Here is a 12,802-nt window from a genome sequence, read left to right as displayed (position 1 = left end):
GAGGTCATCGCCCGCGATCTGCTTCGCCGACTTGTGGGAAACAGATCGCGGGCGATGACGGACGGGTCGGCCACGACCGGCGGACAGGGATTCGGTACGAGATCCGGGCGGCTACACCGTCCTGCTCCCGCCCTGAGCGGCGGGAAGGACGACAAAAGTGAAGTTCGTGGTCGTGGTGCGGTTGAGGCGGACATCGGACTTGATCCGGCGTTCGGTTTCGCTCCGGCTGATGCCGAGGCCGTGGGCGATCAGCCGCTCCGGGCGGATGGGCACGGGGTCAAGGAAGTCGACCTTCACCCGGATCGGCCAGCTCGGGTCCGCCGGCGGATGCGGTGGTGACGTATGCAGACGCCATGCGTCCTTCCAGTCGAGGCTGAACCGGTTGCGCCGGGCGATCAACGGGTCCAGGAGCGTCTGGATGACGAGCGCCGGATCGTTGGTTTCGAACGCGTGGAGCTGGACGGGATCAATGGAGCGAACCGGGACTCGCTCGCGTACGGTGATCTTCGAGGTCTGATCGCAGGAGACGCAGCGGACGAGAAGCCACACGTCGAGAAGCTTGCCGTTGGCGTTCACCCGGAACTTGCCCTCCGCGACGGTGGCCACCGCCGAGCGGCACTCCAGGCAGTGGAAGTGCAGTAGGGGCAGGCGAGTCCGCCGTACGGTCCAGGACAGCACGGAATGATCTCTATGGGGTTGTGAGGACATGATCTCTCTCGGACCTGACGAAGGCCGTGGTCACACGGCCTGAAACGCTGAAGAGCCGGGGGTCCCGGCAGAGCCGTCAGTTGCGGCACGCAGGAACGGGACAGCCCGGTAGTACCGACGGAGTCGGTGACGAAGCGCTTTGGAAAGGTGTCAGGCGGAGAGAGCAGGCGGGGTCACGCGGGTGTCCTCACGACGGATTCGACGATGCCGATCGCAAGCTATGTGATCACTTGTCGAGCCGCAACCGCTTTATTCACCCGATGGCAGGCCGGTGACTGTCAACAGCCGGGCAGCGGGAACCGCGGAGCGGCCAGGCGGAGACCGCCGCCGTGCTCTCGGGCGAAAGGCTGTGCCCTTGTCATCACGTGCGGCCCGGCGCGGCGTGGGCATAGGCCGGAAACACGCCGATCCGGCCCGCGGTGCCGTTGTATTGCCGTTGAACCCCCGCCGACCGGGCGCCTTTCTTGACGAAGCCGGCCTCATCCACGATCAGCACGCCCTCGGGACCCAGCCGATCGACGACGAAGGATCGCACGTCATCACGTACCGTATGTGAGCCCGACCCCTCAAGATCGCGAAGTGTCAGACCTGCCGGGCCAGCTCGTGGATGCCCTTCAGTAGCCGGTTCACGTCGGACTCGTCGGTGTACGGTGCGATTCCGGCGCGGAGCGCGCCGGTGTCGCCGAGGCCCAGGCGGCGGGAGCACTCCAGCGCGTAGAAGTTGCCGGCGGGCGCGTTGACGCCGCGTTCGGCCAGGGACCGGTAGGCGTCGGCCGGCCTGACGCGGTCGATGGTGAACAGCGTCGTGGGGGTGCGCCTGCGTGCGGCCGCGCCGTACGAGGTCACTCCGCCGATCTCGGCCAGACCCGCGTCGAGCCGCCCGAGCATGGCCTCCTCGTGCCGCTCCAGCGCGGCCATCGAGGCGGTCAGGCGTTCGCGCCGGGTGCCCGCACCCGGTACGAGGTCGGCGAGGAAGTCGACCGCCGCCGTCGTGCCGGCGAGCAGCTCGTAGGGGAGGGTGCCCAGCTCGAAGCGTTCCGGCACCACGTCGCTGGAGGGGAGCAGCTTGTCCGGGCGGAGGGTCTCCAGCAGCGCGGGGGCGGCGGCGAGCACGCCCAGGTGCGGGCCGAGGAACTTGTACGGCGAGCAGGCGTAGAAGTCGGCGCCGAGCCCTTGAAGGTCGACCGGGCTGTGCGGCGTCAGGTGCACGCCGTCGACGTAGAGCAGCGCTCCGGCCGCGTGTACCCGCTCGGCGATCGCCGGGATGTCCGGCCGGCTGCCCAGCAGGTTCGACGCGGCGGTGACGGCCACCAGCCGGGTGCGCTCGGTGAGCAGGCCGGCGATCGCGGCGACGTCCAGCTCGCCGCGCTCCGGATCGAAGTCGGCCCAGCGGACGGTGACCCCGTGTGCCTCGGCGGTCTGCGTCCAGGGCCGGATGTTCGCGTCGTGGTCCAGCCTGGTGACCACGACCTCGTCACCGGGACGCCACCCCTTGGCGAGCGTGCGGGCCATGTCGTAGGTGAGCTGCGTCATGCTCCGGCCGAACACGATGCCGGTCGGTGTACCGCCGAGCAGGTCGGCCATCGCCTGGCGTGCCTCGACCACGATGCGGTCGGCCCGGCGCTCGGCGGCGGTTCCGGCGCCGCGGTTGGCGACGGCGGCCCGCAGGGTGCCGGCCACGGCGTCCGCCACCTGCTCGGGAACCTGCGAGCCTCCCGGCCCGTCGAAGTGCGCCGCGCCCTCGTCGAGGGCGGGGAAATGCGCCCGTACGGCTGCCACGTCGTATGCCATGAGACCTCCCGGATCGCTGTCGACCCGACCGCGGCCGATCCGCTCGCGAACGGCTTGGCCGAAGCCTATCCAGCCGGGTCCCGGAGGAGCCCGCGCGGGGACCTTCGTCCAGCGGGGAATCCATCCGCCGGGCAGGTTCCGCAAGGGCGGCCGGCTCACCCGCGCGACAGCGCGAGGCGGGCCGATCCGGCTGCGGGAGCAGGCCGGGGTGGCCTTGCTCCGTGCCGGCGCCCTGTCGGCCTCCTTGCCCGCGGCCCGCGAACGCGGCGCCGGTTCCCGCCGGACTGACGCCGCGAGCTGAATCGCTGTCGTGGCAGGGACCTCGGCGGGCAGGCTGTGGCCATGGATCTGGGATTTCGCGGTGAAGTGGTTGACTTCTACCACCGGTATCGGCGCGGTTACCCCCGGGCCGTCATCGACGCGCTGGTGGAGGCGTTCGAGCTGACCGGGGATGACCTCGTGATCGACCTTGGCTGCGGAACCGGCCAGCTGACCCTGCCGATCGCCGAGCGGGTGCGTGCGGTCCTCGGCGTGGATCCGGAGCCCGACATGCTGCTCCGGGCCCGGCAGGCCGCAGGTGAGCGGGGCATGACGAACCTGAGCTGGATGCTGGGGGCGGACACCGACATACCGGCGCTGGGCGCCCTGTGCGGCGACCGGACCGTGGGCGCGGTGACCATCGGCCAGGCCCTGCACTGGATGAACCATGACGAGCTGTTCCGCGCGCTGGCTCCGCTGGCGCGCTCCGGCGGCGGTGTGGCCGTGGTGGCCAACGGGACTCCGCTGTGGCTGCAGGACACCGCCTGGTCGCGGGCGCTGCGCGGCTGTCTGGAACAGTGGTTCGGGTTCGAAGTCAGCCATGCCTGCGGCACCGACGAGGCGAGCCGGCGGCGATACCGCGACAGTCTGACCGGCGCGGGATTCGCCGTGAGCGAGATCGGCGTCGACTACGGCGACGAACTCGACCTCGACCAGATCGTCGGCGGTGTCTACTCGGCGCTTCCCGTCGACCGACTGCCGGCTCCGGACCGGCGACCACTCTTCGCCGAGCGGATCCGCCACGCCCTGGAGCGGCACCGGCCGTTCACCGAACACGTCCGCGTGGCAATGCTGATCGGCCAGGTCACGGACGAATCCGCACGGTGAGGCATCGGCTTCCGATCGGGTCACTCGCCCGGACGGCGCCTCCATCTGCGTGATCAAGTACAACCTGCCGGCTGACGGACCCCGTGATCCGCGTCGGCGGCCGATGTGTGAGCTCACGGCCTGTTTTCATGACCTGAGGGTTGTTTTTTCAAACTGACTGCTGTTACGGTCCTCGCGTTGGGTTAGTTGGAAAATCCAACCCTTGCTGTGCGTGGTGGCGCAGGTGGCCGGGTGCCTGCTCTTCGCCGGCGGTATCGCCTGGTGGGCCTGGCCGCCGTCGCCTCGCTGCGGGTACGTCGTCCGGGAGGGGAGAACTCGTGATCGCGGAAGTCGGCGCCCTGCTCGGGAAACCGGTGGGCGACCTCGTCGATCCGGGAAAGCACCTGTGGGGCTTCGGCGGTGTTCACGGTGGCCTGACCCTCGCGCTGCTGACGGCGGCGATGGGGGAGCAGGCGCCGGGCGCGCTGCTGCAGAGTAGTACGGCGCGCTATCACCGCCCCCTTCACGGAGGGTTCCGCGTCGAGGTCTCGCCGGTGCGTTCCGGCCGTACGCTCTCCTCGCTCGCGGGCCGGGCGACGACGGAGCAGGGCGTCCATGTCGACGCCTCGGCGACGTTCGGGTCTCCCGGTCGCGACTGCTGGCCGGTCGTCTCACCCACCGCGCCGGTCGTGCCGCGACCGGAGGACTGCGAGGTCTTCACGATCCCGCCCGAGTTCGTGGCCATCTCCACGTCCATGGAGATCCGTGCCGTGGGGCCGGATCGTCCCTACGCGGGCGGGACCGAGGCCGAGCTGACCGCCTGGATCCGCCTGGTGGAGGACTCCGAGCCGCCGGACGCGCATCGCCTGATCCTGCTGATGGACGGGCTGGCGCCGTCCTACTCCGCGGTCTTGCGGGAGATGCTGCCCATTCCCACCGTCGAGTTCACCGTACGGCCGGGTGCCGGGCTCGCGCGGGCGGAGTCACCGTGGGTACTCCTGCACGCCCGTACGCATCAGGCGGGCGCCGACGGCTGGATCGACGAGCGGATCGACGCCTGGGGTCCCGACGGGGATCACCTTGGCTCCGCCCGGCAGCTCCGCCTGGTGACGGGCCGGCCGCGGGATGTGTGACCTCGCCCCGCCGGCCGGCGGCACCGGACCCGAAAAAGGTGCCGAGCGATGAGCCGACCGGGGCCGGTGGGAACGGCGGCCGAGGCGGCTAAACTGCACGGCATGCCAAAGGAGGCTCAGCCGCGCGAGTGCTCCATCGCCGACACCCTGGACCTGGTCGGCGAGCGGTGGAGCCTGCTGGTGATCCGCGAGCTCAGCCACGGCGTGCGGCGGTTCGACGGCATCGTGCTCAACACCGGCGTCTCCCGCGACATCCTCACCGCCCGGCTGCGCAAGCTGGAGGCGGCCGGCATCATCCGGCGGGAGCGCTACAGCGACCACCCCGTACGCTTCGAGTACCACCTCACGCTCGCGGGCGTCGAACTGTGCGACGTCCTGATCACGCTCATGAGGTGGGGCGACCGCCACCTGCATCCCGACGACCCCCCGGTCCGCTGGCAGCACTCCTGCGGCGAGACCCTCGACGCGATGGTCATCTGCCGCCACTGCGGCGGCGAGGCTCGCGTCGGTGCTCACTCACCCACCGGCCGTGGCGTGAAATCCGGAAATACCACGCATACAGCAACCGCTCAGTAGCCGTTATTTCCGCTGTGCAGTGAGCCACCCGCATTCGGCGATCCTCGGGACGGTCGGTGAACGGTTACTCGAGCGGGGTGCCGCCCATTTGGGCGAGGAGTTGTTGCATGCGGTCGATCTCGATGCGCTGGTCCGCGTCGACGTCGGTGGCGAAGCGGTAGGTCTCGGGTTCCTGGCCGCCGCCGTCGGCGAAGAGTTTCTCCACCATGCTCAGCGCGCCCGTGTGGTGGCGGATCATGAACTGGACGAAGAGCTTGTCGAACTCGGCGCCGCTCGCCTTCTCCAGTTCGGTGAGCTGCGCCTCGGTGAGCATCCCGGGCATGATCCCGCCGTGCGCGTGGCCGGAGGATCCGTTCGGCACCTGCTTGAGGCGTGCCCGGAGCCAGTTCTGCATCAGCCGGATCTCGTCCTGCTGTGACGCCTTGATCCGTTCGGCGAGCAGCGACAGGTCCCTGCGCGTGCTGCGGGTGGAGACGAGTTCGGCCATCACCAGGGCCTGCGCGTGGTGCGGGATCATCCCCTGCATGAAGCGTACGTCGGCCTCGGTGTACTGCTGCTCCTCGGGTTGGGGCAGCTTGTCGCCGGTGAGCACCTGGCCTGACTGTCCGGGGGCGCCCGGCTGTACGACCGCGGGGGCGCGTTCGGCGACCTGCTCGGAGCCCTCGGACGTGCACGCCGCGAGAATTGTAACGATAAGCATAAGAGGGAAGACGCGCCGTAGCGGGGATGGCGAGAGCATGATATATATCCGCTTTCGACTCATTGGGCTGAAAGTCCGTAATCAATAGATATCGCAGGGTATAGCACATCCCCTGATGTTCCCCTACAGTTTTTGTGCCGATGCATAGATCTTGGGTGCTTGTGCGGTATGGGTCTTTTGTGTCCCGTATCGCACTGCATTGGGTCATGTCAATGGAGACATTAGAGAAGGAGCTACGACCCATGGGTAAGGGCCGTGCGGCACGTTGGGGACGTGCCGGGTTGAGCAAGCTAGGGGTGATGATCGCTACGGGGGCGGTCGTGGTCGGGATGTTGCCCGCCACGGCCGTAGCGGCCGACGCCGATCCGCGGATCGGTCTCGGTGCTGGATGGCTGGACGCGCAGGAGGCCAGTGCCGGCCTGCAGCTCCTGGCACACCGGGACAAGCCGGAGGGGTTCTTCCAGCCGACGAACGTCGGCAATCTTTCGTACGCCAACTCAGACATGGCGTTCAGTGGCAACCATGCCTTCGTGGGTAACTTCCACGGTTTCAACATCTATGACATCTCCACCCCCGCGAATCCGACCCTGACCACCTCGGTGGTCTGCCCGGGTGGACAGGGTGACCTGTCGATCCACGGCAACCTGCTCTTCATGGCGGTCGAGGAGACGCGCGGACGGCTCGACTGCGGCACCCAGGGTGCCAGCGGCACCGTCAACCCCGACAGGTTCCGGGGCGTCCGGATCTTCGACGTCAGCGACGTCCAGCACCCGGTGCAGGTGGCGGCGGTCCAGACCTGCCGTGGATCGCACACCCAGTCGCTGGTGACCAGCAAGGACGACCCGGACAACGTCTACGTCTACGTCTCGGGCACGTCCAGCATCCGATCCGGCAGCGAGCTGGCCGGCTGCGTCAACGGGGCCGCGACGGACCCGAACACGGCGCAGTGGCGGATCGACATCATCAAGGTGCCGCTGGCCGCGCCGCAGAACGCGGCGATCGTGAGCCAGCCCCGCCTGTTCGCCAACCGGGAGACCGGTGCGATCAACGGCCTGCAGAACACCCCGCCCGCGCCCCGGCACCCGTCCGGCTCGACCTGGTCGCCGCAGCCGGTCACGACCCACTGCCACGACATCACCGCCTACCCGGCGATCGGCCTGGCCGCGGCGGCCTGCGCCGGTAACGGTCTCCTGCTCGACATCTCCGACCCGGCCAACCCGGTCAGGCTGGACGAGGTCACCGACCCGAACTTCGCCTACTGGCACTCGGCGACCCTGAACAACGACGGGACGAAGATCGTCTTCACCGACGAGTGGGGTGGCGGCACCGGTGCGCGCTGCCGGACGACCGACGAGCCCTCGTGGGGCGCGAACGCCATCTTCGACATCGTCGACGGCAAGATGCAGTTCCGTAGCTACTACAAGCTCCCGGTGCCTCAGGTCAACCAGGAGAACTGTGTGGCCCACAACGGGTCGCTCGTCCCCGTGCCCGGACGCGACATCATGGTCCAGGCCTGGTACCAGGGCGGCATCTCGGCCTTCGACTTCACCGACTCGGCCAACCCGAAGGAGATCGCCTTCTTCGACCGCGGTCCGGTCAGCGCGACCTCGCTGCTCACCGGCGGGTTCTGGTCCGCGTACTACTACAACGGTCACGTCTACGGCAGCGAGATCGCCCGTGGCTTCGACACGCTCGCGCTGACGCCGAGCGAGCACCTGGACAAGGCCGAGGTCGACGCCGCGGCCCTGGTGCGCTACGACAGGTTCAACCCGCAGACCCAGCCGCAGACGGCGTGGGCGCCGAGCTTCGAGGTCGTCCGGGCGTACTACGCGCAGGCGCTGCGTACCGGCACCATGCAGCAGGACACCGCCGACAACGTGCGGAAGTTCGTCGACCGGGCTGAGAAGTTCAAGGACGGTCCGCAGAAGAACGCCGCCGTGGCGCAGCTGAGGGCTGTCTCCAACCAGCTCAACGCCGCCGACAGCGCGCAGGCCGCGCTGATCAAGGCTCTTCGCGACCTGGCCGACGCGCTCAGCTGAACCGAGCCGCGGCGATCCGCGATGAACCGATGAGAGGGGGCGCCCGCCGGGCGTCCCCTCTTCCGTATGGGGGCTTTCGGCGCCTCGGTGATCTCACCGTTCAGGCGGACCGCGAGCACCGTGGGTGGTTCATTCTCCCTGGTAGACGGCCGGGCGCTTCTCGCGGAAGGCGAGGGAGCCCTCCTTGGCGTCCGCCGAGCCGATGACCGGCCAGCCGATGCCGTCGGAGACCTTGAGTGCCTCGGCCTCGGGCATGCCCAGGGTCTCGCGGTAGGTGCGCAGGATGGCCTGGACGGCGAGCGGGCCGCACTCGGCGACCTGGGCGGCGATCTCCAGTGCGACGGCCAGCGCCTGCCCGTCGGGGACGACGCGGTTGACCAGGCCCATGCTCAGTGCCTCCTGCGCGGTGACGGCACGACCGGTCAGCAGGATGTCCATGGCGAAGGCGTACGGGATCTGGCGCGGGAGCCGGATCGCCGAGCCGCCCATCGGGAACAGCGCGCGGCGGGCCTCGAAAAGGCCGAGGGTGGCGGACTCGGCGATCACCCGCAGGTCGGTGCCGACCAGCAGTTCGGTGCCGCCGGCCACCGCGTACCCCTCGACCGCGCAGACGATCGGCTTGGTCGGCAGCGCGTCCGAATCGCGGAGCAGGCCCTTCCAGTGGAAGTCGGGGATGGCCGCGGCCCGCTCCCTGACCCGGGGGTCCTGCGAAGGAGCGCCCATGGCCTTGAGGTCGGCGCCCGCGCAGAACGTCCCGTCCGCGCCGGTCAGGACGGCGACGCGGACCTCGGGCTCGTCGGAGACGTATGCCCAGGCGTCGGCCAGGCCGACCAGCATGTCCGACGAGAGCGCGTTCTTCGCCTCGGGCCGGTCCAGGGTGACGACGACGACATGACCGTCGCGCTCGATCCGGCAGTGTGGCGTGCTGATCGGCAGAAGTTCCACGGGAAGACCTCCGTTACTTTACCAAGCGCTTGGTAGGCAATCCTAGATCCGGCGCGGTCCGCGCCGCCAGGCCGCCCGGCCGTGAGAAGTCTTCCCCGGACGCCTTCCAGGGGGCCGGGTCATCGTGAAATGGTCAAGGTCCATCCAGGAGTCAGAGTGCGTATCAAGCGCTTGCTAGGTGTGCCTCCTGGGGTTAGTCTGCCCATGCGTACAAGAACAGATTCCTGTTCTATTTACCCCGTTCTGCCAGGTCTTGTCGCCATAAAGAGAACATGATTCACTCCGGCGAGCCGGGGCCTTTCGACAGAGAGGATTTCCGATGGGTACGCTCGGTTTCTGGAGACTGGCGCAGGCGGACCCCGAGTGGGTGGCCGCCGTTGATCCCGACGGCACGGAACATCGCGCCGGTGACCTCCTCGCCCGTGCCAACCGCCTCGTCCACGGACTGAGAGAGCTCGGGCTGAAGACGGGCGACGGCATCTGCGGGCTCGTGCCCAATGGCTCCGACGGGCTGGTCCTCTACCTAGCCGCCCTGCAGGCCGGGTGGTACTACACCCCGATCAACTGGCACCTCACCGGTCCCGAGATCGGCTACATCGTGGCGGACAGCGAGGCGCAGGCCTTCTTCATAGACGAGCGCCACGCCACCGAGGGCCTGCGCGGCGTGACCTCCTCGGGCATCACCGGGGACCGCGTCTTCTCGTTCGGCCAGGTGGACGGGGTGCGGTCCGCCTCGGAGCTGACAGACGGGCAGCCGGACACCGCACCCGCCGACCGTACGGCGGGTGCCACCATGCACTACACCTCCGGCACCACGGGCAAGCCCAAGGGTGTGCGCCGCCCGCTCAACGGCATGGACCCCGACGACGCCGCCGAGCTGATGACCTTCCTGCTCGCCCTGTTCGGCATCACACCGGGCAAGGAGAACGTCCACCTGGTCACCTCGCCGAACTACCACACGGCCGTCACCCAGTTCGGCGGGACGGCCCTGCAGATGGGGCACACGCTCGTCTACATGGACAAGTGGGATGCCGAGCAGACGCTCCGGCTCTGCGAGAGGTACCGCGTCACCAACTCGCACATGGTCCCCACCCACTTCAAGCGCCTGCTCGCGCTCCCCGACGAGGTGAAGTCCCGATACGACCTCTCCTCCCTCAAATGGATGATCCACGCCGCGGCCCCCTGCCCGGTCCCGGTCAAGTGGGCCATGTTCGAGTGGTGGGGCGACTGCATCTACGAGTACTACGCGGCGACCGAGGGCGGCGGCACCATCGCCACCCCGGAGGGCTGGAAGAAACATCCCGGCACCGTCGGCACCGCCTGGCCGATCAGCGAGCTGCTCATCGTGGACGAGGACATGGAGCCCGTCCCGACCGGGACCCCCGGCACCATCTACATGAAGATGATGGGCGTCAGGTTCGAGTACAAGGGCGACCAGGAGAAGACCGAGGCCGGTCGGCTGCAGGACCACTTCACCGTCGGTGACATCGGTTACCTGAACGAGGAGGGCTTCCTCTTCCTCTGTGACCGCAAGGCCGACATGATCATCTCCGGTGGGGCCAACATCTACCCGGCCGAGATCGAGAACGAGCTGATGGTCCACCCCAAGGTCGGCGACGTGGCCGTGTTCGGCATCCCCGACGAGGAGTGGGGCGAGCAGATCAAGGCGGTGGTCGAGCCGGCCCCGGGAGTGGTGCCCTCGCCCGAGCTGGCCGCCGAGCTCATCGAGTCGCTGAGAGGCCGCCTGTCGAAGATGAAGTGGCCCAAGTCCGTCGACTTCATCGGCGAGATGCCCCGCGAGCCCAACGGCAAGCTCCTCAAACGCAAGCTACGTGACCCGTACTGGGAGGGACACGAACGTGCCATCTAGCGATCCAACGACCCTGCGGGCTCGGCACACGCTGGAGTTCCCCGGCGGATACACGCGTACGACGGGACCGGTGATCGGACGCTTCCTCACCGAGTTGCGGGACGGACGCGTCGTCGGGGTCCGTACGGCGGCCGGGCGGACACTGGTGCCGCCGCTGGAGTACGACCCCGACACCGGCGATGCCGTCACCGAGGAGTTCGTCGAGGTCGGGCCGGCCGGGACCGTCGAGAGCTGGGCGTGGGTGAACACCCCGAGGAAGGGCCACCCGCTGGACCGGCCGTTCGCCTGGGCGCTGATCCGGCTGGACGGAGCCGACACCGCGCTGGTGCACGCGGTGGACGCGGGAGACGTCAAGGCCATGCGCCCCGGGCTGCGGGTACGCCCCCGCTGGCGGGCCGAGCGCACCGGGCACATCACCGACATCGAGAGCTTCGTTCCCGAGGTCACCAGGATCGTCTCCGAGGTCCGCGTCGAGTACTCGCTCCGGCCAGGCCTGGCGCTGGCCCGATTCCTGCAGGGCGTCGCCGAGGGCGTCTTCATCGGCTGCCGGTGCGGCACCTGTCACAAGGTCTACGTGCCCTACCGGCTGTCCTGCCCCGAGTGCGGAGTCTCGATCACCGAGGAGGTGGTCGTCCCCGACACCGGCACGGTCACCACCTTCGCCATCAACAACCTGCCCGACCCGCGCGCCCCCGAGGTGCCGTTCGTCTCGGCCTACATCCAGCTCGACGGCGCCGACATCCCGATGATCGCCCTGGTCGGCGGGATCGCGGCCCACGAGGTGCGCCAGGGCATGCGGGTGCGGGCCGTGTGGGTGCCCGAGGAGGAGCGGACGATGTCCATGTCGAACATCAAGTGGTTCGCCCCCACCGGCGAGCCGGACGTGGAGCTGTAGATGCGTGAGATAGCGATCGTCGCGTTCGCGCAGACCAGGCACAGCGCCGTCGACGAGGGACAGAGCGAGTCCGAGCTCATCCTGCCCCCGCTGGAGACGGTCAGGGCCGCCACGGGGCTGCGGAAGTTCGGTTTCACCTGCTCGGGGTCGTGTGACTATCTGGCGGGCGCCCCGTTCTCCTTCGTCTCCGCGCTCGACGCGCTCGGTGCCTGGCCGCCGATCTCGGAGAGCCACGTCGAGATGGACGCGGCCTGGGCGCTGTACGAGGCCTGGGTCAGGCTGCAGCACGGCGACGTCGACTCGGCCCTGGTCTACGGCTTCGGCAAGTCCTCCCAGGGGGACCTGCGGGAGATCATGACGCTCCAGCTGGACCCGTACTACCTGGCCCCCCTCGGCCTGGACCAGGTCTCCTTCGCCGCGCTCCAGGCGTCGGCCACCGGGGCGGAGCGGGCCGAGCTGGACGAGATCGTGCGGCGCAGCCGCGCCGACGGGAGAGCCAACCCCTACGCCCTCGACCTGCCGGAACCGGCGGGGGAGGGGGCCGAGGTCGAGCCGCTGCGGCCGTACGACATCGCCCCGATCACCGACGGCGCCGCCGCGGTGGTGCTGGCGGCGGGGGACCTGGCCAGGGAGCTGTGCGAGCGCCCCGCGTGGATCACCGGGATCGCGCACCGGATCGAACCCCACTACCTGGGCATGCGGGATCTCGCCCGGTCGGCCTCCGCCGCGGACGCCGCACGAGCGGCGGGGGTCGGCAAGGGTGACGTCGAGGTGGCCGAGCTGCACGCCCAGTTCAGCCACGAGGAGATCATCCTGCGCCGGGCGCTGGAGCTTCCCGAGGGCACCCGGGTCAACCCGAGCGGCGGCCCCCTCGCGGCCAACCCGGTCATGGCCACCGGCCTCATCAGGATCGGCGAGGCGGCCCGGCACATCCTGGACGGCACCGCGAGCCGTACCCTCGGACACGCCACCAGCGGCCCCTGCCTCCAGCACAACCTCGTCACCGTGATGGAGGCTTGA

General features: G+C 69.1%; 11 protein-coding genes and 1 pseudogene. 7 read left to right on the top strand and 5 right to left on the bottom strand.

Going from position 1 to position 12,802, the window contains the following annotated elements:
• Positions 1-111: 111 nt before the first annotated feature.
• The 3 genes and pseudogenes from ABT130_RS17105 to ABT130_RS17095 form a co-directional block, all read right to left on the bottom strand.
• Positions 112-678 (bottom strand): DUF1062 domain-containing protein, encoded by a 567-nt coding sequence (locus ABT130_RS17105; protein WP_350956408.1) that lies wholly within the window; start codon positions 676-678, stop codon positions 112-114.
• Between the two features lie 406 nt (positions 679-1,084).
• Positions 1,085-1,255 (bottom strand): annotated as a pseudogene (locus ABT130_RS17100) (transposase); the annotation flags it as partial.
• A gap of 35 nt (positions 1,256-1,290) precedes the next feature.
• Complete coding sequence (locus ABT130_RS17095; RefSeq protein WP_350956407.1) at positions 1,291-2,499, bottom strand: cysteine desulfurase-like protein; 1,209 nt, start codon at positions 2,497-2,499, stop codon at positions 1,291-1,293.
• A 342-nt stretch (positions 2,500-2,841) separates the two neighbouring features.
• Between ABT130_RS17095 and ABT130_RS17090 the strand changes: the two genes are divergently transcribed.
• The 3 genes from ABT130_RS17090 (at position 2,842) to ABT130_RS17080 (ending at position 5,333) form a co-directional block, all read left to right on the top strand.
• Entirely contained in the window at positions 2,842-3,645 is an 804-nt protein-coding gene (locus ABT130_RS17090) for a class I SAM-dependent methyltransferase (RefSeq protein ID WP_350956406.1), read from the top strand.
• A gap of 317 nt (positions 3,646-3,962) precedes the next feature.
• Positions 3,963-4,757 carry a thioesterase family protein gene (locus ABT130_RS17085; protein ID WP_350956405.1) on the top strand — a complete coding sequence of 265 codons (795 nt, stop codon included), beginning with the start codon at positions 3,963-3,965 and terminating at the stop codon, positions 4,755-4,757.
• A gap of 102 nt (positions 4,758-4,859) precedes the next feature.
• Positions 4,860-5,333: a winged helix-turn-helix transcriptional regulator gene (locus ABT130_RS17080; RefSeq protein WP_350956404.1), complete on the top strand. Its 474-nt coding sequence runs from the start codon at positions 4,860-4,862 to the stop codon at positions 5,331-5,333.
• 64 nt (positions 5,334-5,397) lie between these two features.
• Here ABT130_RS17080 and ABT130_RS17075 read toward each other — a convergent pair whose 3' ends face one another.
• A complete protein-coding gene (locus ABT130_RS17075) occupies positions 5,398-6,033 on the bottom strand; it encodes a DUF305 domain-containing protein (RefSeq protein WP_350956402.1) in 636 nt (211 codons plus the stop codon).
• A 299-nt stretch (positions 6,034-6,332) separates the two neighbouring features.
• Between ABT130_RS17075 and ABT130_RS17070 the strand changes: the two genes are divergently transcribed.
• Positions 6,333-8,072 (top strand): LVIVD repeat-containing protein, encoded by a 1,740-nt coding sequence (locus tag ABT130_RS17070; protein ID WP_350956400.1) that lies wholly within the window; start codon positions 6,333-6,335, stop codon positions 8,070-8,072.
• 129 nt (positions 8,073-8,201) lie between these two features.
• Here ABT130_RS17070 and ABT130_RS17065 read toward each other — a convergent pair whose 3' ends face one another.
• Positions 8,202-9,017 carry a crotonase/enoyl-CoA hydratase family protein gene (locus ABT130_RS17065; RefSeq protein WP_350956398.1) on the bottom strand — a complete coding sequence of 272 codons (816 nt, stop codon included), beginning with the start codon at positions 9,015-9,017 and terminating at the stop codon, positions 8,202-8,204.
• 319 nt (positions 9,018-9,336) lie between these two features.
• Between ABT130_RS17065 and ABT130_RS17060 the strand changes: the two genes are divergently transcribed.
• From ABT130_RS17060 to ABT130_RS17050, 3 genes are read left to right on the top strand one after another with little or no spacing between them, the layout of a single operon-like run.
• Positions 9,337-10,887, top strand: coding sequence for an acyl-CoA synthetase (locus tag ABT130_RS17060; protein ID WP_350956396.1), 1,551 nt, complete (start codon positions 9,337-9,339; stop codon positions 10,885-10,887).
• Positions 10,877-11,782, top strand: a complete 906-nt coding sequence (locus ABT130_RS17055) for a Zn-ribbon domain-containing OB-fold protein (protein ID WP_350956394.1) — start codon at positions 10,877-10,879, stop codon at positions 11,780-11,782. Before ABT130_RS17060 ends, ABT130_RS17055 begins: the two co-directional genes overlap by 11 nt.
• Positions 11,783-12,802 (top strand): thiolase family protein, encoded by a 1,020-nt coding sequence (locus ABT130_RS17050; protein ID WP_350921023.1) that lies wholly within the window; start codon positions 11,783-11,785, stop codon positions 12,800-12,802. It abuts the gene before it with no gap.

This window comes from Streptosporangium sp. NPDC001681 (assembly GCF_040298085.1).
Taxonomy (GTDB): domain Bacteria; phylum Actinomycetota; class Actinomycetes; order Streptosporangiales; family Streptosporangiaceae; genus Streptosporangium.
Note: the sequence above shows the minus strand (reverse complement) of the source record. Positions and strands in the feature narration are given on the sequence as shown.

Bases quoted from the DNA above. Each gene is read 5' to 3' on its own strand.
- ABT130_RS17095 (WP_350956407.1), bottom strand. From the start codon at position 2,499: ATGGCATACGACGTGGCAGCCGTACGGGCGCATTTCCCCGCCCTCGAC.
- ABT130_RS17090 (WP_350956406.1), top strand. From the start codon at position 2,842: ATGGATCTGGGATTTCGCGGTGAAGTGGTTGACTTCTACCACCGGTAT.
- ABT130_RS17080 (WP_350956404.1), top strand. From the start codon at position 4,860: ATGCCAAAGGAGGCTCAGCCGCGCGAGTGCTCCATCGCCGACACCCTG.
- ABT130_RS17075 (WP_350956402.1), bottom strand. From the start codon at position 6,033: ATGCTTATCGTTACAATTCTCGCGGCGTGCACGTCCGAGGGCTCCGAG.
- ABT130_RS17070 (WP_350956400.1), top strand. From the start codon at position 6,333: ATGATCGCTACGGGGGCGGTCGTGGTCGGGATGTTGCCCGCCACGGCC.
- ABT130_RS17060 (WP_350956396.1), top strand. From the start codon at position 9,337: ATGGGTACGCTCGGTTTCTGGAGACTGGCGCAGGCGGACCCCGAGTGG.
- ABT130_RS17050 (WP_350921023.1), top strand. From the start codon at position 11,783: ATGCGTGAGATAGCGATCGTCGCGTTCGCGCAGACCAGGCACAGCGCC.